The organism is Enterobacter sp. HG048, assembly GCF_024702055.1.
GTDB lineage: Bacteria > Pseudomonadota > Gammaproteobacteria > Enterobacterales > Enterobacteriaceae > Enterobacter > Enterobacter dykesii.
On sequence record NZ_JANLIZ010000026.1, the window covers coordinates 1 to 22,328 of the forward strand.

The following is a 22,328-nucleotide window of genomic DNA, read 5'->3' on the forward strand; positions in this document are numbered from 1 at the left end:
GTGCGGTATTTTCGAACCCGCCGATATCGTGGCTCCAGAACCCGAAGCCGGACAGGCCAATCGACAGCCCGCCGCGCAGGCTTTCGGCCATCGACTCATAGTTGGCGTAGCAGTCGCCGCCCCAGTGCACAGGAAACTGCTGCGCCCCGACGGACGCGGAGCGGGCAAACAGCACCGCCTCTTCTTCTCCCACCGTCTCTTTCAGCACGTTCCACACCAGCTCGTTGTAGATGTAGGCGTAGTGGTTGTGCATCTTCTGCGGATCGGATCCGTCAAACCACTGCACGTCGGTCGGGATACGCTCGCCAAAGTCGGTCTTGAAGCAGTCGACGCCGATATCCACCAGGCCTTTCAGCCTGTCGGCATACCACCGGCACGCTTCCGGGTTGGTGAAGTCATAAATCGCCAGCCCCGGCTGCCATTTGTCCCACTGCCACAGGGAGCCGTCCGGGCGCCTGAGCAGGTAGCCCTTCTCTTTCAGCTCACGGAAGATCGGGGATTTCTGGCCGATGTACGGGTTAATCCACACGCAGACCTTCAGCCCTTTCTCCTTCAGGCGGCGGATCATCCCTTCCGGATCCGGGAAGGTCACCGGGTCCCACTCGAAGTCGCACCACTGGAAGGCCTTCATCCAGAAGCAGTCGAAGTGGAACACGTGCAGCGGCAGGTCGCGCTCGGCCATGCCGTCGATAAAGCTGTTTACCGTCGCTTCGTCGTAGTTGGTGGTGAACGAGGTGGTGAGCCACAGGCCGAACGACCAGGCAGGCGGCAGCGCCGGACGCCCGGTGAACCGCGTATAGCGGTTCAGCACCTCTTTCGGCGTCGGGCCGTCTATCACGAAGTACTCGAGATATTCCCCTTCCACGCTGAACTGCACTTTGGAGACCTTCTCGGAGCCGACTTCAAACGAGACGTTTTCCGGATGATTCACCAGCACGCCGTAGCCACGGTTGGTCAGGTAGAACGGGATGTTTTTGTAGGACTGCTCGGTGCTGGTGCCGCCGTCGCGGTTCCAGGTTTCGACCGTCTGGCCGTTGCGCACCAGGGCGGTAAAGCGCTCGCCCAGACCGTAGACCGTTTCCCCCACGCCCAGATCCAGACGTTCGAATACGTAATTGCGGTCGGCGTTGGTATCCTGCACGTAGCCGTTGTTTTTCAGCTGGCTGCCGGTGATGCGCTGCCCGTCGCGCAGGAAATCCAGCGCCCAAAACTCGCCTTTGGTGACGCGCACGCTGACGCTGCCGCTTTTCAGCTCGGCAAACTCCGCGTTGTTTTCAATCTCTACCTTCACGTCTTTCAGAACGTTAAGCGGATAGTGCGGGCCGTTGTTTAGCGCGCCCTGGAAGTGCTCGATGCGCACCCCGACAATCCCTTCCTGCGGGGAAAACAGGCGCACCGTGAACATCAACGTGTCGAGCTGCCAGGTGCGTTCGCGCACGTCGCGCGGCGCAACAAACACCACCAGGTCGTTGCCCTGCTGCTCCACGTCGAACACCTGAACCGGATACGTCACGTTCAGGCCCGGTTGAATAAGCCAGTTTCCATCACTGATTTTCATGCTCTCGTCCTCTTAGTTCTGCAATTCTTTGCTGACCGGCAGGTTTTCAAACTCCTGCTGATTGCGGCGCGCGCCCTGCGCCAGCTCGCCCAGGATTTTGGTCAGGAAGGGGGTTTTCAGCGTGTAGTAGCGTTTGGCGATAATGGCGCTCAGCACGTAGCAGGCCGCCGGGGCCAGGGTAAACAGGCCGATGATGATACTGATGGTCGCGCTGTTCTGGGTTTTGGCTGCCGCGTCGTAGCCGCCGCCTGCCAGCATCCAGCCGATCATCGCCCCGCCCAGCGCCAGGCCGAGCTTCAGCACGAACAGCGTGCCCGCAAAGCTGATGCCGGTCAGGCGCTTGCCGTTGGTCCATTCGCCGTAGTCGACGGTATCGGACATCATCACCCACTGGATCGGCGTCACCAGCTGGTGTAGCACGCCGATGACGAAGATAAAGGCGAACATCAGCACGGTGGCGTGCATCGGCACGAAGAACATCGCCACGCTGACCACCGCCAGCGCGGCGTTGGTCCACCAGAAGATGCTGACCTTGCACTTCCAGTCGGTGAGCGGTTTCGCCAGCGCGGAGCCAATCAGGTTGCCGACGCAGTAGGTGGTGAGGAAGGCGACGAACACCTCCGGCGAGCCCATGATCCAGGTGCAGTAGTACATCATCGCGCCGCCGCGCACGCAGACGGCGAGGATATTCAGGATGGTGAGCACGCCGACGATGCGCCACTGGTCGTTGTGCCAGATGTCGCGCAGATCTTCCCGCATGGAGGTGGTGCTCGGCGGCACCTTGATGCGCTCTTTGGTGGTAAAGAAGCAGAACGCCAGCATCAGGAACGCGACCACCGACAGCACGGCGATCCCGCCCTGGAAGCCGAACGCCTTGTCGTCGCCGCCAATCAGGTTCACCAGCGGCATCATCAGTACCGTGGAGAGCATGCCGCCCGCCGTCGCCAGCACAAAGCGCCAGGACTGAAGGGAGATACGCTGCGTCGGGTCGTTGGTGATCACGCCACCCAGCGCGCAGTACGGGATGTTCACTACGGTATAGAGCAGGGTCAGCAGGGTGTAGGTAACGGCGGCGTAAACCATTTTGCCGTTGAGGCTGAGATCCGGCGTGGTGTAGGCCAGGACGCAGACGATGCCGAACGGGATGGCACCAAACAAAATCCACGGACGGAACTTTCCCCACCGGCTGCGGGTGCGGTCGGCAATCAGCCCCATGCACGGGTCGGAGATCGCATCCAGCGCGCGGGCCAGCAGGAACATGGTGCCGACGAACCCGGCGGGAATGCCGAAAATATCGGTGTAGAAGAACATCATGTACAACATAACGTTATCAAAAATGATGTGGCTGGCGGCATCTCCCATGCCGTAGCCAATCTTCTCTTTTACTGACAATACTTCGCTCATTTTTTTATCCTTCACGCTGTAGGGGGCGCTGAGACCGGTTGCATTGGTTTTAAACCATTGTTTCAAAGGCGGGTATTGCGTTTTCTGGTTAGCAGATTACGTTTCTTGTTTTTTGTGATCGCGGTAAATACTGGTGAGCACGAAAGGCTAACCTGAGGATTTTCTTAAGAATTAACTGAAACAGGGGGGTACAGGTCAAAAGAGAGGTGAAAAAAGTGTGCGGGGGTATGTGGTAAATGCCTGAAAGTAGCTATAATGCGCCCCGCCTCCATGTAGCAATGCAGGCGCGGAAGATCGTCATCTCCGGTGAGGTGGCTGGACTTCAAATCCAGTTGGGGACGCCAGCGTTCCCGGGCAGGTTCGACTCCTGTGATCTTCCGCCAAAAATGCTAAACTCTCTAATGCTAATTATTAAAAGTTTTTAAAGAGGGAATAGCGTGTCGAAACCAATACCAGCGTGTGAACACCTACTGAATTTTTTTTCCGCAGTTATAGAATATATTTATCAATTAATCCAGCTACTAAATGATTTTGGGAAACTCTCAAGTAATTACGGATCATTGGTTGCAGCACTAATAGTGGCATTGACATTATTCTTTTTCAAAGAATTCGTTAAACCCCCACCGAAATTATCAGGTGTCTTTTATATTAAATCCGTTACTACAGAATCAGCTAAAAACTCTTATAGAGATATGGTTCTCTATCATACATTTATATTATATTCGGATGGTTCTTCGATTGATGGCACTTCGGAAAAAACTGCCGAAAGTGCAATAAAAGAAGGAGACTGGATTTATCCTGCTCAGAAAAGACTTCGTGGAAAGATAAGTGGAAAAATTGAAAGAAGATATCTTCGACCTCATGAAATACACTTGCATATTGTTGAAAACGGTAGCAAACGTGAATCATCTCATTACATTAATCTCCGATATAAAAAGAAGGGATTATTTCAAGGGCAATTTTTTTCGAGCGCTGCTGACTCAAAAGGTACCATTATATGTAAAACAACACCTTTCGAGGAATATCCTAAAAAGTCTTCGCCTTCCAGATATGCATAGTTTATTTAATTATTGTAGGGTATATTTCCTGAGCATATAATGCTCGGGACGTAACAAGGGTGAGCCATCTTTCGCTTTCTTTTAGAGGCTTAGGTCTGAGTAGCATTGCTGCAATGAACGCTTTTTCCTCAAAAGAAATTAAATTCAATTCCTTATGGTATACAGCAAAACATGCAGCCTTACATCCATAAAGCCCTGAGCCAAAAAATGCATTATTAAGATAACACTTCATTATTTGGTGTTTTGTAAAAAATCGATTTATGACAATAGAAAGAAACATTTCATATAATTTCCTGGTTAAAGTTATATCTTTAAAACCAGTTATAGTTCGCACCATTTGCATATCAATTGTACTTGCACCACCATGTTTTCTTTTTATCAGAAACTTAAAAGCCTCTCTAGCAACCGAGATAAAGTCAACACCATTATGTTTTAGAAAACGGCGGTCTTCTAAAGCCATAACAAAATAATCCAACTCATCGAAGTAATCATCCATACTACTTTCAGGCATAAAATATGCGATCTTATGAAAATCATTTGTTATTTTTTTCTTAATTCTCGTAATTTTAACAAAACTAGAAATCAAATTAATTACATTCATGTAATAACTATCGTCCTTTAGAAATTATTTCTCTTTCAGAAAATTCCTTCTTCAGCCGCCATGGCATCCAACTGCTCCTTTAACTTTAATACCGGATCAATACACATCTTAAACTGCGGAGACTGCCCACCGCCTTTTGATTTTTTGGCGCGATATGATTGACCTTGAGGCCGCCTATCCATTTTCTCTAACACACAGGAGACCACCTAAACCTCCTGTACTAACAACGCTCCGATGTGCAGGCTAGCCTCACCAATTACCAGAGAGTTGATTATGGCTGATTCGCATTCTACCCCAGACACCGGCCAATCCGAAACCGAGCGTTCGTTAATTGTGGGATACCGCCCGAATGTTTTCGACAAATCCACGCCGAAAATCATCCTTTCCGACAAGTGGCTGCGCGCGGCAGGGTTTGAAACCGGGCAGCAGGTCACGGTGAAGGTCATGAAAGGTTGCATCGTTCTGGTGGCGTATAACGAGCAAGAGCAGAGGTTGCAGGATGATTATAAACGGACGAAAGCAAAGCTAATTGAGATAGAGAACGCGCTTGTAGCGATCCAAACTCCGCGTGCTGGAAAGCGCCTCGCAAAATCAAATACAAACCACCTAGCTTAGCGGCTGTTTCTGGCATACTACCTGCCTGGTGCATTAGATGTGGAGGCGACATGGCAGATAAAGACGTAATCCAATCTCCGGCAGGCGAATTGGTTATGTTTGCCAGTGATGATGGAACTGTTCGCATCACATGTCGCTTCGAACATGAAACGCTGTGGCTGTCGCAAGCAGCCATTGCGGCTCTTTATCAGGTCACTCCTCAAGCCATTACTCAGCATATTAAAGCAATTTACGAAGAGGGTGAGCTTGAACAAAAAGCAACTTGTAAGGCTTACTTACAAGTTCAGCAAAAAAGCGGCTGATGAAAAGGCGTGCTCAGAATTCATTGAGTTTGAAAAAAAGCAGCGCCTGCTGAAAGAAGCCGAGGGTGAGAAAGATATTGTCGGCTTATTAAAATGGAATAAGCAGGCTAAGCGCTAATCCCGGTATTCCTAATCAGCTTCATATGCAGCAACGGAAACGGATTCCCCTGCCCGTCCACTTCCGAGCGTCCGACCTGCTCAAACCCCATATGGCGATAAAATCCCACGCCCTGCGGGTTCTGCTCATTCACGTCCACCTCGTTCGCGCCAAACTCTTCGATGGCGTGTTGCAACAGCAATTTCCCGACGCCCTTCCCGCGGCTCGCGTCGTCAGCAAACAGCATTTCAATGCGGTTTTCATCCACGCCTAAAAAGCCGTGAATAACGCCTGCGTCATCGCGAGCGATCACGACCTTGAGATTAGGCAGATAGGCGTTAAGCAATAGCGGGCGCAGCGCCGCAATATCGCTTTTCTGTAAAAAGTGATGGGTGGCGCGAACAGAGGATTCCCAGATCGCGACCAGACGTTCGAAGTGTGTGGGGTGTGCGGTTTCAATTTTCATGGGTGGATCATGATTGGAAGACCGAACTATTTCAAGCCACGCTTTGCGGTCTGTTCCCCCCCCTCACCCTAGCCCTCTCCCTCAGGGAGAGGGAACTGACCGTGCGGTTTTTCATCCCCTACCCTAATCTCCATCACCGCGTACACCCCATCCTTCGGCACCACCACGGTGACGTTTTCCACCGGCACGCCGGCCGCGAGGTGGATATCCTGCAGCTGCTGTAACGACCTCGGGTAAATATCTTCCCAGCCGATCCCCCGCAGCACAAAGTCAATTTGCGGGCTGCTGGTGAGCATGTTTGACACAATCACCGCCCCGCCGGGCTTGACCAGCCGCAGGGCGCGCTGGAGAAAAATCACCGCGTCGGTATCGTTGAAGTATTCGAAAATCCCCAGCGCGTCGACCAGTTCGGCCTGCTGCTCGCCCAGCTCCAGCAGCAGGTCCTCGTTACGCACCAGCGTATGGAGCAGGTTGCGCCTGAGCAGGGTCAGCTGTTCCCCCACCACAATCCCTTCCTGCGCCGCCATGGTTTCGGCCCAGCTGAGCGCCACCGGGTCTTTGTCCACCAGCGTGAGATACACCCGCTGGCCGTCGAGCTTTGCTTCGCGCAGCGCCTCCAGCACCGGGATGGCGGCCCCGCTCGCCAGGCTGACCCAGTTATTCTCGCTTTCATTATGAATGTACTTATCCACCAGCGCGGCCAGTACCCGGGCGCGGGAACGCACGCCAATCGCATCGTTAGCGTGGATAAACCACTGGCGGCTGTCGCTGTCCATTTTCGTGCCGTCGGGCAGGCGGTCCTCCAGCGGGTTTTGCACCACAAACAGCGCCAGCGCGGAGGGCACCAGCCGGGTTCGCCACGCGGTGAGCGCCGGACGGTTGCGGAAGGCCTGTTCGGAATAGCGGTTCTGCGGAACAAGCACGGCCTGCCCCCCTTCGTCGTATTCCACCCTCGGCGGCCGGAGCGCTGGCTCGGCTTTCAGGGCGCGGTCAAGGGAGGCGATCTCACGGGCAGCGTCGTCTTTCATCGGCCACTGGTCGCTGACGTCGGGAAATGACGCGCTGAAAATCGTCATATTTTCCGGAGCATCGCCGCGAAAAGGCTGCCAGTTCATGTCGTCTTCCCTCCGTTGGGCTTTTAACGGAAGTCTATCCAGGCGAGCCAGTAATACCCTACGAAGAAAGCACGAAATAGGTGCATCAGTTCTGCGACGTGCGCCATACCCCCGGCGTGCAGCCGTACTCGGTCTGAAAATGACGAATAAAGTGGGCGCAGTCGCTAAACCGCATCCGCCGCGCAATATCCGTCACGCTTTGCTGAGAGTGTTTCAGCAGCCAGCAGGCATAGCGCAGCCTGGCGCTGCGAATAAATTCCCGCGCCGTTTTGCCAAACTCGGCGTGAAACAGGCGGTTGAGCTGACGTTCGCTCAGCTTAACGTCCTGCGCGAGCCTGGCGGCGTTCAGCGGGTGAGTAAGATACTGTTCGACGGTCGTCACCGCCCTGCGCAGCCGTGAATCAGGTATCATGGCGATATTCGCGGGCAGCGGCGTGGCGGCGTCATGCGGAGGAAGGGACAGCCGCCGGGAGGTAGTGGCCGCAATGTCGTCCCCCCCGTGGGCGCGGATCAGCGCCGTTACCAGGGTGAGCGTTGAGATCCCGCCCGGGCAGGTCAGCACATCGCCTTCGTCGATAAAATCGAGGCCTTGCTCGGCATAAACCTGCGGAAAACGTTGCGTGAAAACGTCATGGTGATGAGGATGAATCGAGGCGCGGCGCTCGTTCAGTAAGCCTTCCTCCGCCAGAATAAAGCTGCCGGTACCAATACCAATCAGGGGAACGTTGTTGTGATGAGCATCCGTGAGAAACGCTCTGTCGCCACGGTGTCCCTGGTGAAGATGCTCCAGACCTCCACCAATCACCGCAATATAGTCAAAGTCGCCGGGCGGCGCATGAGCGGCCTCGGGCCGCACGCTGAGCCCTGAGCTGCTCACTACCGGTAAGTCGGGATAAGTGCTTATCAGGCTGAGTTTAAAACGTATTTTCTGGCTACGCTTCTGGACGCTGGATGCAATACGTAACGCCTCTATCAATCCTGAATATGCGAAAAGCGAGAAATGGGGCCACAGGAGTAACCCCATATGCAGGGATTTATTCCGTGCAGGCGTCATTCTGACGCTATCATCAATTATATTTTTCATTAACTTGCCGAAGAATAATTACATTATCGCAACATTATTGTTGCTGTTATATTTCCCTAATATAGGTGCTGGCTGTTAAATCAAGCATAAATGATGCACGCAAAAACTTAAAAACATTTCTCCCTGCTGCTATCCGTTTTTTGACGTGTGGCACACATAGGTCGGCAGCGTTCCCAGAATAAATAAATAATTCTCATTCTGCTGTTTCTTAATACGCATATAAATATTCTTATTCGGATAGATAAAAAATAAGGGCTCGTACTTCTCCAGCCAGCTGTCGCTGATGTTGTCGTCCGGAAATTTCATATTGCGTATGGACGTCAGATTATAGACGCTGTCTTTGCGCTCAATCTGAAAGAAAACTTTGCGATTCAGGGTCTTCGTGGGATCGCTTTTCAACCGACCATTCATACTGAGTATTCCGCTGTTACCCTCCACGGTGTAATTCAGCCACAGAGAGAGCGTTTCATCACGGTGATGCTGAATAAAGTTCGCCTGACAGGAAAAGGGCTGGATGTAATGGCGATGCCAGAGGTAATACGCCGCCACGACAGCCCCCATCAGCAGGCACAGGCAAAGCGCAACAAGCGTTTGACGGTAGCGAACCATACTAGCGATCCTCTATAAAATAATCGGACATACAGCGGTTGGGTTCCGTCATCGGCCTGTCACAGCGAATGACCGATGCACGGGGCAGCAGGATGTAGCCGCTGACGTAAACCCAGGGATAGTTCGCGCACTGGTCCTTAAACGGGGCGGCATAGGCCAGGGCTTTATCCCTGTCGCGCTGCGTTTCAATATCGCGAGAAAAATAGAGCTGACATTCGCCCATCTTCATCGCGAAGCGGTACCCGTCGACGAAATAGCTGTCATGCAGCAGGTTATGGCTGATAACGCTCGCGCCAGCCAGTATCAGCAATAGCACCAGCGCGCCCGGCAGCCAGAAGCGGCGTATCGGGACCGGTGGGGCGGCGGTCTCTTCGCAGACATCCGGAGCAGCACGTTCTTCCTCTTCAGCCTGCGGCTGCGTCTCTTTAACGGTGATTTGCGTATCGCTTGCGAGCGTCAGTCCAATGCGCGGGATAGTGACAATCGGATCGGTTTCAAACCCCACCTTCTTCAGCCCTTTACGCAGAATAGAAATGTTCTGGTAGTAGGTATTAGGCGAAACCAGCATCCCCCGGCGCTGCCAGACAATATCCATGCACTCCTGTTGAGTCACAATACTTCCGACTCTTTCTATTAATAACAACAAACAGCGCCCCGCCGGGGAATTTAATACCACCACCCGGTCAGGATTGTTGAGATCGCGTAATGTGCTGGCCGCTGGATGAAACTCTACCAGGCCATTAATAATGTAATGCTTATGCATAGAATGGGCTAAATACCTCCGGTCAACGCCTGTTGCTCCAGTAGATTCCCTTCACCGTTAACCTGCGTATCCCTCGCCTGTGTAAGGATTAATGTGACGGATAAATGCGCAACTGTATATCCTGGCACCTGGCGAAAAATCTTATTTTTCCTTTCTCTTTATCTGACCCGTCTGAAGTTTTCTTAACCGCCATTAAAAGCCGTCTTGACACTGACAAAACTCGACAAAGGCGCCCGTTGAACGCTTCAGCCATCATTGTCTGAATTATTCAGCGTGCTTAATTAGTTTTTTTAATAAAAAGCAGAGAGGACGCGCTCTGCCAGCGGGTTTCGAAATTACGACCAATTCGAAAGCTGCCGTTTTAATTAACAATTTCAGTGCGAAACTGTTAGCCACCGTCAGTAACAACCCGCGTCTCATGACGTACCCAGACTATTTCCTTACAAAACATTTATTAAAGCTAACTTTTCAATAAAAACTACCGGTATGATTATTTACAGGCAGATAAGCAAAAGCCGGTTCAGCGAGGAGAAATTGACGCTACACCTAAATCGTACTTAAAACAAATTAAGATTAATTCAGGTTACCTCTTTTACGCCCTGAGTATAGTGGGCTCACACCGTGCAATGCTTAATTGCTTCGAAAATACAGGCATCGCTCTGCCAGACAGACGAGTCTTATTACAATTATAAATCGAGGGAATGACATGGCGAATAAGCTCAACAACACACGTCATTTAAATATCGCGCTATTGGGTGGAGATCACTTTGCGCGCCAGGGGATCGCCGCGTTATTAAAAAATATTGTCCCGACTATGCAGATTACAGCATCGATCGATAATTACGCGGAGATCGAAACAATACTCGCGGCCGCACCGGTAGACGTGATTTTTTTATCCGGCATGGAGAAATATCACGCGGGATATGACTGCCTGAAATATATCAGGAAGATGAAAGCCCTTTATCCCGACGTACTTATTTGCATGTATTCCGCACCAGCAAATTCCTGGCTGTGGATACGCGGTGAAATAGACGCCTATCTCTCGCTGCAGGACCCGCTTTATCACTGGCGAGCCAGCGTATTAAAAATGGTCGATAGCCGTTATCGCCCACTAAAAAAACCCACGGCGTTATCGCTGACGCCGGGCGAATGGAGGGTATTGAAGGAACTGCGAAAGGGTCTGGATATGCGTTACATCGCCGAAACAGAGCAGCTTTCTTACCGTCGTGTCAGCGCGTTAAAAAGCTCAGCGATAAGAAAACTCGGGCTCAGGAACAAGACAGATTTGCTGGTCTTTTTAACCAGTTAGACCTGCTGCTTTCAGAGCAAATCTCGACATAACACCATCATGGAATCAGGACAATGAAAGCTCAATTCAATAATAAAACGCTGCTCGCGATCGCTATTGCAGCATTACTGCCAGCAGGCTCGGCGCTGGCTGCCGGCACCAGCGGCGGCACGGTGAACTTTAGCGGCAAAGTGGTGACCTCCGCCTGCGCCATCAGCGCAGGAAGCGCCAACATTGACGTGGACATGGGTGAAGTGCGTACCGCAACGCTGGCAACCGCCGGCAGCGAAGCCAGCACGGCAAAAGCGTTTGCCATCACCCTGGAAGATTGTGAAATCGCCGATACCTCAGCCTCTACGGATGAGAACCCGATTGCCGCCACAACCGTGGCCGTCACCTTCACCGGCACGCCGGACGGTTCCGATGTTAATAGCTTGTCCGTCGGGGCAAACGGCAGCGCCAACTCTGCGCAAAACGTGGCTATTCGCCTTTATGACGAGCAGGGCAACGTGGTGAAGCTGGGTGAACCTGCTTCGGCCATCCCTCTGCGTAAGGGTGCCAACACCCTGAACTTCAGCGCGAAATATTACTCGCCGAAGGGCGGCGCCACCGCGGGTGATGCCAGCGCCGTCGCGACCTACACCGTGACCTATTCGTAATCTTCAGGCCCGGTCTGCGAGCCGGGCCTGTCTTAGCTTTAAGGAGAAACACTATGCGCGTAAACACATGGATTTGCCTGGCGGGCGCGTTATGTTCCTCCGCCGTCTCTGCCGGCGGCGTGGGGCTGGGCGCAACGCGAATGGTCTATTCCAGCGCCACCAGCCAGGCCATGATGCAGGTGAGAAACACCCATCCCGACGCCACGTTCCTCATCCAGTCATGGATGGAGAATGAGAAAGGCGAACGCACCAACGACTTCGTGATCACGCCGCCGCTGTACGTCATGAAGCCGGCCAGCGAAAGCGCGGTGAAAATCATGTTTAACGGCAAAGCCCTGCCAGCGGATCGGGAGACGCTCTACTGGATGACGGTCAAAGCCATCCCACAGCAGGCGAAAAGCGGTGCCGGGAATACGCTGCAGTTTGCTTCGGCTAACCGCATCAAGGTCTTTTATCGCCCGGAAGGACTCAGTGAGACCCCGGGAGAGGCGTGGAAAAAACTGGCCGGTGCCTATCGCGCAGGAAAAGTCACGCTCAGCAACCCCACGCCGTACTACCTCACCACCATCAACGTGAAAATTGACGGTATGCCGGTGCAGCCGGTGATGGTGCCCCCGAAAGGCAGCGTGACGCTGGCCGAAACCTTCAGCCATGCGGGCAGCATGAGCTATCAAACGATTAACGATTACGGGGCATGGACCCCCGCCACGCGCGCGTCGTTATCCCAGTAATAAAAACAGTAAGGCGTGACCACGTGAAAATAAAAATCCTGTGCGCCACGGTGATCTCCCTGGTGATCCGGCAAGCCGTGGCTGCTGAAAGCGAGCTGCAATTTAATCCCGCGTTCCTCAACGGCGAGAGCGCAAACAGCGCCGATCTCGCCTGGGTCAACGCCGGGAGCGCGTTGCCGCCGGGTGATTACAACCTCAACGTGTATATCAATACGAATTATGCGTTCACGGGTAACGTCACGTTCCGCCTTGCTGAAGACAGCACGGGTGAAGCTCTGCCCTGCCTCACGCCTGAACAATTCGCCGCGCTGGGCATCGATAGCCATCAGGCGAAGGGCGGCGACCTGCCGCTGGCGCAGCGCTGCATCTTCCTAACGAAGGCGTTTGCGGATACGCAGTTTGATCTGGACCAGAAGACGCTCACCCTGAGCTTCACCGTACCGCAAAGTGCGATGCGCAATTTGCCGCGCGGGTACGTCAGCACGGAAAGCTGGGAAGCGGGCATTCCTGCCGCGTGGCTGAATTACGTGGTGAATGGCTCGAACAATGAGTATCGCGGCGAGACGCGCACGCGGGAACAGCAGCTGTTTGCGAGCCTTAACAGCGGCGTCAACCTGGGCGCGTGGCGGCTGCGTGATTTCACCACGTGGACCAAAGACAGCAATGAGCTCACCCACGTGCAGACCTGGCTGCAGCGCGATATTCACGCCCTGCGCGCGCAGATGTATGCCGGGGAAACGTACACCTCGGCGCAGGTGTTCGACTCCGTCGGCCTGCGCGGTATCGCCCTGAAAACCGATGACAACATGCTGCCCGCCAGCCTCAGCGGCTATGCGCCTGAAGTCCGCGGCATCGCGCGCAGCAACGCCACGGTCACGGTTCGCCAGAACGGCAACATCATCTATCAAACCTCCGTCCCGCCGGGGGCGTTTGTGCTGAAAGATCTCTATCCGACCTCCTCGGGCGGCGATCTGGCGGTCACCATTCAGGAGAACGACGGCAGCAAAACGCAATACACGCTCCCCTTTGCCAGCGTGCCGAATCTGGTGCGTAACGGACAGGTGAAATATGCCTTCGGTGCCGGCAAGTACCGTCCAACGGGCAATCAGGATGCGCCCTCTTTCGCGCAGGGCGAGCTGTTCTACGGCTGGCGATACGGCCTGACGTTTTACGGCGGGGCGCAGTTTGCCGATCGCTATAACGGCCTGGCCCTCGGGTTTGGGCAAAACCTCGGCCGCTTTGGCGCCTACTCCATCGACCTGACCCACGCCCGCAGCCAGCTGGCGGACGATCGGCACTATACCGGTGATTCGGTGCGCCTGCGCTACAGCAAGCTGCTGAACGACATTGGCACGCGGGTTAACTTCTTCTCCCTGCGCTACTCCACGAAAGGGTTTTATACCCTCAGCGACACCACGTACAAAGGGATGTCGGGAGGATCGCCAAAGCAGACGGTGGAAGACGATGGCACCGTCACCACCCAATACGACACCGTGTACAACCTGCGCATGTCGCGCAAGGCAAAAAACCAGCTGCTGCTGTCGCAGCCGATGGGACAATACGGCTCGCTGTCACTGTCGTGGGATCAGCAGACCTACTGGAACACGTCAAATACCACGCAAAGCCTGCAGTTTGCGTGGAACGCCACGTTTCGCAACGTGTCGCTTGGCGTCAGCGTCCAGCGAAGCTCGAGCCTGTATGACGACAAGAAAGATAACATCCTGTCGATGTCGATTTCGGTCCCGCTGGGCAACCCGACGCTGTCGACCCGCGCGCGCTTTACCACAACCCATGCAGACTCCACCGGCACAACCACCAGCACGGGCGTGAGCGGCTACCTGCCGGGCCAGGAAAACCTGTTCTATAGCGTCAACCAGCGCTACAGCTCCCGACAGCACTACGGCGGCGATGCCACTCTGCAGTACGAAGGCGCGTGGGGAGACTACAACCTGGGCTACAGCTACGCCAGCGACTCCCGCAACCTCAGCTACGGCATCAGCGGCGGCGCGGTAGTGCATGAAGATGGTCTGACGCTGAGCCAGCCGCTCGGAAATACCAACATTCTGGTGAAAGCGCCGGGGGCCAGCAGCGTCGCCGTGCTTAACCATAAGGGCATCAAAACGGACGGCCGGGGCTACGCGGTGATCCCGTACGCCACGCCGTATCGCGTTAACCAGGTCGCGCTGGACGTGACAACCGCCGGCAACGACGTGGAGCTGGAAAACGCCATCGCCAACAAAACGCCTACCGACGGTGCCCTGGTTCGCGCCACCTTCACCACGCACCAGGGGGCAAAAGCGATGTTTATCGTGCGTCAAGGCAACGACGTGCTCCCCTTCGGCACGCTGGTCTCGCTCGATGATGACAAAACCAGCGGCATCGTCGGCGATGGCGGCAGCCTGTATCTCTCCGGTTTGCCCGAGAAGGGCACGCTGAACGCCGTGTGGGGCCGCGGCAGCCGCCAGCGCTGCGCCATTACCTACGCCTTAAACAAGCAGCACTATAGCGCCCGCACCGGTCTTTATTCTCAGGAGGTGGTATGCCAGTAACGCTTAGGATCGGCTGCATTGCGCTGCTGCTGGTTTTCACGCTCCCCGCTCGCGGCTACGACGTGCTGGTCTCCGTCACCGGCAATTTGATCGGCAACACCTGCGTGGTGGCGCAGGACTCCGGGGAGCAAAACGTGCCGCTGGGCACCATTGGTATTAAACAGTTCAGCCGTGCCGGGGCCGTGAGCAATATCAAAACGCCCTTCACGCTCAGGCTTGAAGCGTGCGGGCCAACCTTTGCTGGCGTAAAAATTCGCTTCAGCGGTACGCCGGATGATACCAACCCGCAGCTGCTGAAAATTGCCGACGGTGGCGCTACCGGCGTGGCGGTGCAGATCCTCGATAAAGAGAGCGTACTCATTCCCCTGAATACAAAGACCGCCGCGTACGGAACGGCGGGGGATGACAGCGTACAGATGACCTTCTACGCGCAGCTGGTTGCCACCGCTACGCCGGTGAGCGCCGGTGATGTGTCAGCCCTCGCCACCTGGACAACGGAGTATCTATGATGCGATTAGCGTTTCTTCTCGGCGGATTACTTTTCTGCGCCAGCGTGCAGGCGCTGGACTGGAAATCGGACATTACGCTCTCCCCTCAGCCGATGACCTACAGCGGGCCAGCGGATTCCGTGGTGCCGGGCAGCATTATCGGATCGACCTGGAGCGCCACCGCCAGCGTGCAGCAGGTGTTCTGGTGCGGGCTTATTTTTACCTGCAGCAAAGGCACGCTGCAGCCCAGCAGCAGCGCCATCTCAAGCGGTTCGACGGTCACCGTCGACGGCGTAAACTACACCATTTTTGAGACCGGCGTACCGGGCGTGGGGTATATCATCGGGCTGAAGGATTTTAAGAGTACAAAATATATTCCCCTGCAAACCGGTATCACGCAAAGCTACCCGGCAGAGGGCACCAGTGGGTTTGCACAGGATCTGGGCTGGTCTGCAAAGGTCACCTTTATTAAAACCGGTGCCGCCCTGAAATCCGGCGTCTATAACATCCCGACCATCAACGCCGCGGTGCTCACCGCCTATAACAACGAAACGAAAACGGCGCAGGTGATTATCAGCCCGACCACCATCACGGTGACCGCCAGCGGGTGTACGGTCGGTAGCAAAAACGCCAGCGTGGCGCTGGGCACCATTGATATTCGCACTCTGCCCACGGTGGGAAGCACGTCGCCATCGGGAACGTTTACCGTCGGCCTGACCTGCGACGCGAACGTGGCGGTTCACGCCGTGATGACCGATCAGACCACGCCGTCGAACACCTCGTCGGTGGTGACGCTGACCGGAGACTCAACGGCGTCCGGCGTTGGGGTGCAGTTTTTCTACAACGGCAGCGGGCCGCTGACGATGGGGCCGGACAGCTCGGCCGCAGGTGCGACCGGACAGTTCTTTATCCAGAGCACCACGGCGGCGCAGACGCTCACGTTACCGTTCCAGGCGCAGTACATCCGGACCGGCGAACTGGTCCCCGGCTCGGCCAACGCGCTGGCCAGCATTACGTTTTCCTACCAGTAGGGGCTATTGCTTCACCCACACCAGCTGGTCAACCCGGAAGCCCAGGCTGCGCGCGGTGTTCAGGTAATCCTGCTTCACCGCATCCGGAATGGTTGGCGTGCGCGACAGGATCCACAGGTAGTCGCGGTTCGGGCCGCTGACCAGCGCGTACTGGTACTTATCGTCCAGCCTGATCACGTTATAGCCGCCGTAGAACGGGCCGAAGAAGGAGACCTTCAGCGCGGCCGTGGTTGGCTCGCCGGTGAAGTACGCTTTGCCTTCGCTCTCGTTCCACTTGTTCTTCACCGGATCGTAGCCCCGGTTGAGCACGCTAATGCCGCCGTCGCTGCGCTTGCCGTAGGTAGCGGTTACCTGTTCCAGCCCGCGCTCAAAGCGGTTTTCCAGACGGGCGACTTCGTACCATTTGCCGAGATAGCGGCTGGCTTCGAAGTTGGTGATAGGTTGCACGCCTTTCGGCGGCGTAGGGGATTTACAGGCGACCAGCGTCAGCGCAATGGCAACACCGGTCACAACAGGCCATAGCTTCATGAGAATTCCTTTCATTTGCACGGTTGGATGTTAAGTGTAGTGCACCGTTTCGGCGCTTCATCCCGTTCGGGAAAATTCGTAGTATATTGAGAGTATTCCTCCACTCTGGACACGGACATGGCTTACTCCATCGGCGAATTCGCCAGACTCAGCGGCATCACCGCCACCACCCTGCGGGCGTGGCAGCGTCGCTATGGTTTACTCAAGCCACAGCGCACGGAAGGCGGCCACCGCCAGTACAGCGATGAGGATGTCCAGCAGGCCCTCAAAATCCTCGACTGGGTAAAAAAAGGCGTCCCGATCGGTCAGGTCAAACCGCTGCTGGAACGCCCAACGCCGGGACGGACCAACAACTGGCAAACCCTGCAGCAGAACATGCTGCAACGCCTGCAGGACGGCAAGGTCGAGTCCCTGCGCCAGATGATTTACGACGCCGGACGCGAGTACCCAAGGCCGGAGCTGGTCGCGAACGTGCTGCGCCCGCTGCGCAGCCAGGTCTCGGCCAACGTCGCCGCCGCCATGACCCTGCGCGCGATCCTCGACGGCATCATCATCGCCTACACCTCGTTTTGCCTCGAAGGCGATAAAAAAGCGCCGGGCGATAACATTCTGCTCAGCGGCTGGCACCTGAACGACCCGTGCGAGATCTGGCTCGAAGCCTTAACGCGCACCGGGCAGGGCCACCGAATCGACATCCTGCCTGTTCCGCCTGACGCGCTGGCACCGGAAATTTTCCCGGAGCGCAAATGGCTTCTGGTCACCAGCGGCAAACTCACCGCCGGGCGTAAAAAACAGGTGGAGCAGTGGCAGCAGCAGGTATCGCTTGAAGTGATTATCCTCTGATAATTTTCTCCTGCGGGAATCTTCACGAAAAGTTGAATATTTTCCCGCGCCGCAGATGCTAACGTTTTCCTGTGACGTATAACTCAACAGGAAAACACCATGAAAAAAACTGCCCCTCTGCTGATCCTGGCCTCGATGGCCTTTGCCCCTGCTGCCTTTAGCGCCCCTGCCGGCACGCTGAGTGTCCACATTCTCGACCAGCAAACCGGGATGCCGCCATCAGACGTGACCGTTACGCTGGAGAAGCAGCAGCAGGACAAATGGGCTCCGATTGCCAGCGGCAAAACCGACCACGACGGACGCATCAAATCGCTCTATCCGCAGGATCAGGACATGCAGCCTGGCGTGTATAAAGTGACCTTCAAAACCGCAGAGTACTTCCACGGCAAAAAGCTGGACACCTTCTTCCCGGAGATCCCGGTGCTGTTTACCGTGACCCGTACCAACGAGAAGCTGCACATCCCGCTGCTGCTGAGCCAGTACGGTTACTCGACCTACAAGGGCAGTTAATACGCATTGATTCTAAAGGAATAAAAAAAATAGTTTCGCGAATACTTGGACAAATTAGTCATGTTGTGTAAGTTTTAATTATATGAACGGGAGGACTACACCATGACAACGAAACCTGTGCTCGGTATTAGCGGATGTTTGACCGGATCCGCCGTTCGCTTTGACGGTGGACACAAGCGTATGGGCTTCGTCATGGATGAGTTGGCCCAGTGGGTCAATTTCAGGCCCGTCTGCCCGGAAATGGCCATCGGCCTCCCGACGCCTCGCCCGGCCATACGCCTGACGCTGACGGAAAGCGGCGAAACGCAGCTCCGTTTCAGCAAGCCGCCTCATGATGACCTCACGCAGAAAATGGCCGACTTTACGGCGGACTATCTGCCAAAAATCGGCGATCTGTCGGGATTTATCGTCTGTGCAAAATCCCCAAGCTGCGGCCTGGAACGCGTGCGGCTGTACGATGAAAACGGCAACCGGGGCCGCAAGGAGGGCGTCGGGCTGTTCACCGCCGCCCTTCTTGAAACCTACCCGTGGCTGCCCGTCGAGGAAGACGGTCGGCTGCACGACCCGGTGCTGCGGGAAAACTTTATCGAGCGGGTATTTGCCCTGCACGAGCTAAACACGCTGCGTAAAAACGGACTCACGCGCCGCGCGCTGCTGGACTTCCACAGCCGTTACAAACTTCAGCTGCTGGCGCACCATCAGGCGGGCTACCGTGAAATCGGCCCGTTCGTTGCCTCGCTGCACGAGTGGGAAGACCTGGACGCCTTCTTCGTAGCGTACCGGGAAAAGCTGATGACCATCCTGAAAAAACCCGCCTCGCGGAAGAATCACACCAACGTGCTGATGCATATTCAGGGGTATTTCCGTAACCAGCTGAACACCCGCCAGCGCGGCGAGCTGCGCGACGTGATCCTGCACTATCGCAACGGACAGTTGCCTATTCTCGCCCCGATCACGCTGCTGAAGCACTACCTGGCCGAATACCCCGACCGGTATCTGATGACGCAAAACTACTTTGATCCCTATCCTGATGATTTGGGTCTGCGTCTGGCAGTCAAGTGATCATAAAAATGCGAAGGCCCCATTGACCCATAGAGGCCCAAAGCAGTACCCCGTTTAGACGACATCCTCACTGTCGTCTCTTTTTTTGCATTTAACCTCAAAGACTGTGATTATATACAGGCTTATTCTGCGAAAGGGGCTTGCCTGTGATCAACACCCTGCACATTCAAAACTACCGCTCCATCCGCGAGATGTCGCTGGAGCTGGAGCAGCTTAATATCGTCTTCGGGCCGAACGGCACCGGAAAATCGAATATCTACAAGGCGATACATCTGATGCACAGCGCCGCGCAGGGGCAGTTTTCCCAGGCGCTGGCGAACGAGGGCGGCATTCTGAAGGTGTTCTGGGCAGGCAAAACCCGCAGCGACCAGCTGCGGCGGATGAACCTCGCGGTGGAAACAGAGACCTACGAATACGAGCTGCAGGTCGGGTTTGTGGAGAAGCTGCCCTATCCCTCGCAGTTTCAGCTTGACCCGGTGATCAAAGAGGAATCCATCTGGCTGAGCGGCCAGCACCGTCGGCCCTCGTCACAGCTGATGAAGCGTAAGAATCAGGCGGTGTTCCTGAACAACGTGCATCACGAGAAAGTGACACACAGCGGCACGCTATACGAGAACGAATCGGTGTTCGGGCAGCTCGGCGAACCGCACCTTTACCCGGAAGTGTCGCAGATGCGCGAGTCCCTGCGTAACTGGCGATTTTATCATGAGTTTTCTGTATCAATAGGCTCGGCGATGCGCGCCCCGCAGGTCGGTTTCCGCTCCCCGGTGCTGGCCAGCGACGGCGCCAACCTGGCGGCGGCGTTTCAGACCATCGTGGAGATCGGCGACGAGCTGCTGCTGATGCGCATCCTCGACCAGGCCTTCCCCGGCTGCGTGTTTTACAGCGACAACACCGGCGGGCGTTTTCGCATGATGATGCAGCGCGAGGGGCTGAGCAGACCGCTGGAACCCGCAGAGTTCTCCGACGGCACCCTGCGCTTTCTGTGCCTGGCTGTGGCGCTGCTCAGCCCGCGCCCACCGGCGTTTATCGCGTTGAACGAACCGGAAAATAGCCTGCACCCGCAGATGCTGCCCGCCCTGGCGAGCTTAATCGCCGAGGCCAGCCGCTACTCGCAGATCTGGCTCACCAGCCACTCGCCGGAGCTGGCGCAGTTGATTGAGAAGCAGAGGTCGTTCTCGCTGTATCAGCTGTCGATGGTGGAGGGGGAGACGCGGGTGGAGAGGCTGGGGTAGTCTCCAGGGGCACGGAGACTGTTTTTTCGCATCTCGCTTCAGTGAAGCATGCCAATAAAGAACCCCAGATACCCGGCCCTGCTTAACCATAAAAAAGGACTGATGAGGCTGGACCGCCGGAGATTAATCAACTCTCTCATGGGGGCCAGGCCATCATTTTTTATAACGACATTTTTTGCACAATAGCGACAATGCATAATCAGAAACAAAATTCCGGCGATCACAAAACCAAAATAACTTTCGCGACTGCCCCAAAAATGTGCGCTTAATTTTAAATAAGTTAATCCCCAGATACTGACTAAAAAGACGATAAATGAACATGCTGCGATGTTCATGTCTCGCTTACTGCCCAGACCAAAAAAGAGCGCGTCAAAGAAAAACATCGGGGTAAACGGTGACTGGACGCTTCTTCCCGTCGCTTTACTAAAACGGAAAAAAACGACCGTTCCGACGAAAAATGCGAACAGCGCAATTCCTAATAGCAGATAAATCATTTAATTAATCCTTTTTGAAGGGCCAGGATATGAGTTCGGTACTGATAGAGCCGTTAAGTTTGGAGAGCAATAGCTCAGTAAATACTGTAAAAATTTTATTCAATCCTGCTTAGGGCGCAATTGTATACACATTAATATCCGATAATTGCTTGTTCTATTTTTATTTTCATTAGAAAAGATATTAAAGTTAACTTTAACTCCTCCCTCATTAGCGCCAAGTGATTATTCATTCTCATCCAGAGCTTCCGTTTTCAACCAGCCACACGGATATTTATTATTGGAAGCTTCTTGTCCTTTTCACCCAGCACATCATTTCTGCTACAACTCACCGCGTTTGTTCATTTTTTTAGCAAATTGGCGATCCATAACATTACACCGGAAAAAATACCAATCCATATACTTATTTTACCTAAAAACAAAACAATACCCGATGAAAAAGACATTGGTATTCCTTTATAAGCTAAGAAAAAAACCTCCCCACATGCATATAAAACGATCCCTGTCAGAAAAATTGAAACCATGCTAAATGCTATAAAAAAAACTAAGGTAAGAGTATATTTTAGTGATTTCATTTGCCATCTCCTACTTGCTTCATTTTATACTCTGTATACTTACCTCCAACTTCTGACGAGATACTACCACCAATGTCACCAATCGAGCTTGGGACATTGCTTGGTTTCATTTCTTTTGAAAGACCATAATCTCCTTTTATTTCAGTAAACTGCCTCAGATCAGCGTTAAACTTGGGATCCCAACCACCTTTCCACCAGTTAGCGCCAGCGTTAACTCCCCATTTTAGGCCATTGCCAACGCCATAACCCACAAGGGAACCTGCACCATTTACTACCGCACCAGATATTGGGTCTTTCCCTTCAAGCCAGTTTCCTAATGCACCTCCAGCCGCATTCCAGCCAACCGTTCCTGCAATACCATTTCCGGCACTGATCACATTAACCCAGCCACCGATAATAGCTGTTGTTGGGTCTATAGTTCCATCAGACAGATAGTTGATACCGGCATTAGCACCTGCGCCTAATCCCCATAAGGCCTGAGCGCTACCGGGTAAGAGAGCTACACTACCTGTTGCAAGCGCCAATCCTACGGCATCCCGTTCATTCATTGCTTTCTGACATGCGGCCCCACTCGGATTATCTGAACAGGTCGCCATATCAACGCCATGCTGGCGTATCCGCGCAGCCTGAGCATCTTCACTAACGTCGAGTAAGGTATTCTCAGCA

At 54.4% G+C, this 22,328-nt stretch carries 24 protein-coding genes, 1 tRNA gene and 2 pseudogenes; 14 read left to right on the forward strand and 13 right to left on the reverse strand.

The features are described from left to right. Positions 1-1,558, reverse strand: a 1,558-nt coding sequence (gene yicI / locus NUX24_RS20920) for an alpha-xylosidase (protein WP_257833898.1), incomplete at its 3' end; no start/stop codon positions are given. 12 nt (positions 1,559-1,570) lie between these two features. Then, positions 1,571-2,962 carry a glycoside-pentoside-hexuronide family transporter gene (locus NUX24_RS20925; RefSeq protein ID WP_257833900.1) on the reverse strand — a complete coding sequence of 464 codons (1,392 nt, stop codon included), beginning with the start codon at positions 2,960-2,962 and terminating at the stop codon, positions 1,571-1,573. A 288-nt stretch (positions 2,963-3,250) separates the two neighbouring features. Here NUX24_RS20925 and NUX24_RS20930 point away from each other — a divergent pair. Together NUX24_RS20930 and NUX24_RS20935 are read left to right on the forward strand one after the other, a co-directional pair. Further along, a tRNA-Sec gene (locus NUX24_RS20930) sits at positions 3,251-3,345 on the forward strand. A 54-nt stretch (positions 3,346-3,399) separates the two neighbouring features. Further along, a complete protein-coding gene (locus tag NUX24_RS20935; RefSeq protein WP_152594369.1) occupies positions 3,400-4,020 on the forward strand; it encodes a hypothetical protein in 621 nt (206 codons plus the stop codon). Position 4,021: 1 nt separating this feature from the next. Here NUX24_RS20935 and NUX24_RS20940 read toward each other — a convergent pair whose 3' ends face one another. Both NUX24_RS20940 and NUX24_RS20945 read right to left on the reverse strand, forming a co-directional pair. Beyond that, complete coding sequence (locus tag NUX24_RS20940) at positions 4,022-4,621, reverse strand: biosynthetic peptidoglycan transglycosylase (RefSeq protein WP_214577298.1); 600 nt, start codon at positions 4,619-4,621, stop codon at positions 4,022-4,024. Between the two features lie 35 nt (positions 4,622-4,656). Then, positions 4,657-4,815, reverse strand: coding sequence for a hypothetical protein (locus NUX24_RS20945; RefSeq protein ID WP_200882526.1), 159 nt, complete (start codon positions 4,813-4,815; stop codon positions 4,657-4,659). A gap of 79 nt (positions 4,816-4,894) precedes the next feature. Between NUX24_RS20945 and NUX24_RS20950 the strand changes: the two genes are divergently transcribed. Further along, the gene (locus NUX24_RS20950; protein ID WP_047651833.1) at positions 4,895-5,236 is read left to right on the forward strand and encodes a SymE family type I addiction module toxin; all 342 of its coding nucleotides are present in this window, start codon (positions 4,895-4,897) and stop codon (positions 5,234-5,236) included. Between the two features lie 50 nt (positions 5,237-5,286). Further along, positions 5,287-5,529 (forward strand): annotated as a pseudogene (locus NUX24_RS20955) (hydroxyacid dehydrogenase); the annotation flags it as partial. A gap of 116 nt (positions 5,530-5,645) precedes the next feature. Here NUX24_RS20955 and NUX24_RS20960 read toward each other — a convergent pair. The 5 genes from NUX24_RS20960 to NUX24_RS20980 all read right to left on the reverse strand — a co-directional run bounded on the left by NUX24_RS20960 (position 5,646) and on the right by NUX24_RS20980 (position 9,672). After that, entirely contained in the window at positions 5,646-6,101 is a 456-nt protein-coding gene (locus tag NUX24_RS20960; protein ID WP_257833903.1) for an acetyltransferase, read from the reverse strand. A 68-nt stretch (positions 6,102-6,169) separates the two neighbouring features. Then, positions 6,170-7,216 carry a class I SAM-dependent methyltransferase gene (locus NUX24_RS20965; RefSeq protein WP_047651811.1) on the reverse strand — a complete coding sequence of 349 codons (1,047 nt, stop codon included), beginning with the start codon at positions 7,214-7,216 and terminating at the stop codon, positions 6,170-6,172. An 85-nt stretch (positions 7,217-7,301) separates the two neighbouring features. Continuing rightward, positions 7,302-8,240 carry a GlxA family transcriptional regulator gene (locus tag NUX24_RS20970; protein ID WP_081957698.1) on the reverse strand — a complete coding sequence of 313 codons (939 nt, stop codon included), beginning with the start codon at positions 8,238-8,240 and terminating at the stop codon, positions 7,302-7,304. Positions 8,241-8,429: 189 nt separating this feature from the next. Continuing rightward, complete coding sequence (locus NUX24_RS20975; RefSeq protein WP_023309865.1) at positions 8,430-8,909, reverse strand: hypothetical protein; 480 nt, start codon at positions 8,907-8,909, stop codon at positions 8,430-8,432. A 1-nt stretch (position 8,910) separates the two neighbouring features. After that, positions 8,911-9,672, reverse strand: a complete 762-nt coding sequence (locus NUX24_RS20980; RefSeq protein WP_257833908.1) for a winged helix-turn-helix domain-containing protein — start codon at positions 9,670-9,672, stop codon at positions 8,911-8,913. Positions 9,673-10,378: 706 nt separating this feature from the next. On the opposite strand from NUX24_RS20980, the gene NUX24_RS20985 reads away from it, so the two are divergent. Genes NUX24_RS20985 through NUX24_RS21010 form a run of 6 tightly spaced genes read left to right on the forward strand, consistent with a single transcriptional unit; the run spans position 10,379 to position 16,418 of the window. Beyond that, positions 10,379-10,981 carry a LuxR C-terminal-related transcriptional regulator gene (locus NUX24_RS20985; protein WP_126330406.1) on the forward strand — a complete coding sequence of 201 codons (603 nt, stop codon included), beginning with the start codon at positions 10,379-10,381 and terminating at the stop codon, positions 10,979-10,981. A gap of 53 nt (positions 10,982-11,034) precedes the next feature. Continuing rightward, the gene (locus NUX24_RS20990) at positions 11,035-11,619 is read left to right on the forward strand and encodes a fimbrial protein (RefSeq protein ID WP_126330404.1); all 585 of its coding nucleotides are present in this window, start codon (positions 11,035-11,037) and stop codon (positions 11,617-11,619) included. A gap of 53 nt (positions 11,620-11,672) precedes the next feature. Next, the gene (locus NUX24_RS20995) at positions 11,673-12,350 is read left to right on the forward strand and encodes a molecular chaperone (RefSeq protein WP_047651818.1); all 678 of its coding nucleotides are present in this window, start codon (positions 11,673-11,675) and stop codon (positions 12,348-12,350) included. A 23-nt stretch (positions 12,351-12,373) separates the two neighbouring features. Beyond that, the gene (locus tag NUX24_RS21000) at positions 12,374-14,899 is read left to right on the forward strand and encodes a fimbria/pilus outer membrane usher protein (RefSeq protein ID WP_257833911.1); all 2,526 of its coding nucleotides are present in this window, start codon (positions 12,374-12,376) and stop codon (positions 14,897-14,899) included. Then, entirely contained in the window at positions 14,890-15,408 is a 519-nt protein-coding gene (locus NUX24_RS21005; RefSeq protein WP_257833913.1) for a fimbrial protein, read from the forward strand. Before NUX24_RS21000 ends, NUX24_RS21005 begins: the two co-directional genes overlap by 10 nt. After that, on the forward strand, positions 15,408-16,418 hold the full coding sequence (locus tag NUX24_RS21010; RefSeq protein ID WP_047651836.1) for a fimbrial protein: 1,011 nt from the start codon (positions 15,408-15,410) through the stop codon (positions 16,416-16,418). Before NUX24_RS21005 ends, NUX24_RS21010 begins: the two co-directional genes overlap by 1 nt. A gap of 3 nt (positions 16,419-16,421) precedes the next feature. On the opposite strand, the gene NUX24_RS21015 is transcribed toward NUX24_RS21010, so the two are convergent. Then, on the reverse strand, positions 16,422-16,946 hold the full coding sequence (locus NUX24_RS21015) for a lipocalin family protein (protein ID WP_008500115.1): 525 nt from the start codon (positions 16,944-16,946) through the stop codon (positions 16,422-16,424). A 117-nt stretch (positions 16,947-17,063) separates the two neighbouring features. Here NUX24_RS21015 and NUX24_RS21020 point away from each other — a divergent pair, with 117 nt between their 5' ends. The 4 genes from NUX24_RS21020 to NUX24_RS21035 all read left to right on the forward strand — a co-directional run bounded on the left by NUX24_RS21020 (position 17,064) and on the right by NUX24_RS21035 (position 20,596). Beyond that, positions 17,064-17,789 carry a MerR family transcriptional regulator gene (locus NUX24_RS21020; protein WP_029740778.1) on the forward strand — a complete coding sequence of 242 codons (726 nt, stop codon included), beginning with the start codon at positions 17,064-17,066 and terminating at the stop codon, positions 17,787-17,789. Positions 17,790-17,888: 99 nt separating this feature from the next. Then, entirely contained in the window at positions 17,889-18,299 is a 411-nt protein-coding gene (gene uraH, locus NUX24_RS21025) for a hydroxyisourate hydrolase (RefSeq protein ID WP_047651824.1), read from the forward strand. 102 nt (positions 18,300-18,401) lie between these two features. After that, positions 18,402-19,361 carry a DUF523 and DUF1722 domain-containing protein gene (locus tag NUX24_RS21030; protein WP_047651826.1) on the forward strand — a complete coding sequence of 320 codons (960 nt, stop codon included), beginning with the start codon at positions 18,402-18,404 and terminating at the stop codon, positions 19,359-19,361. A gap of 146 nt (positions 19,362-19,507) precedes the next feature. Further along, on the forward strand, positions 19,508-20,596 hold the full coding sequence (locus NUX24_RS21035; protein WP_257833918.1) for an AAA family ATPase: 1,089 nt from the start codon (positions 19,508-19,510) through the stop codon (positions 20,594-20,596). A 38-nt stretch (positions 20,597-20,634) separates the two neighbouring features. Here the strand turns inward: NUX24_RS21035 and NUX24_RS21040 are convergent, their stop codons facing one another. From NUX24_RS21040 to NUX24_RS21050, 3 genes and pseudogenes are all read right to left on the reverse strand, one after another. Next, entirely contained in the window at positions 20,635-21,090 is a 456-nt protein-coding gene (locus tag NUX24_RS21040; protein ID WP_193805412.1) for a hypothetical protein, read from the reverse strand. 338 nt (positions 21,091-21,428) lie between these two features. Further along, the gene (locus NUX24_RS21045) at positions 21,429-21,662 is read right to left on the reverse strand and encodes a hypothetical protein (RefSeq protein WP_193805411.1); all 234 of its coding nucleotides are present in this window, start codon (positions 21,660-21,662) and stop codon (positions 21,429-21,431) included. Next, positions 21,659-22,324 (reverse strand): annotated as a pseudogene (locus tag NUX24_RS21050) (filamentous hemagglutinin); the annotation flags it as partial. The gene NUX24_RS21045 and the pseudogene NUX24_RS21050, both read right to left, overlap by 4 nt. Between the last annotated feature and the right edge of the window lie 4 nt (positions 22,325-22,328).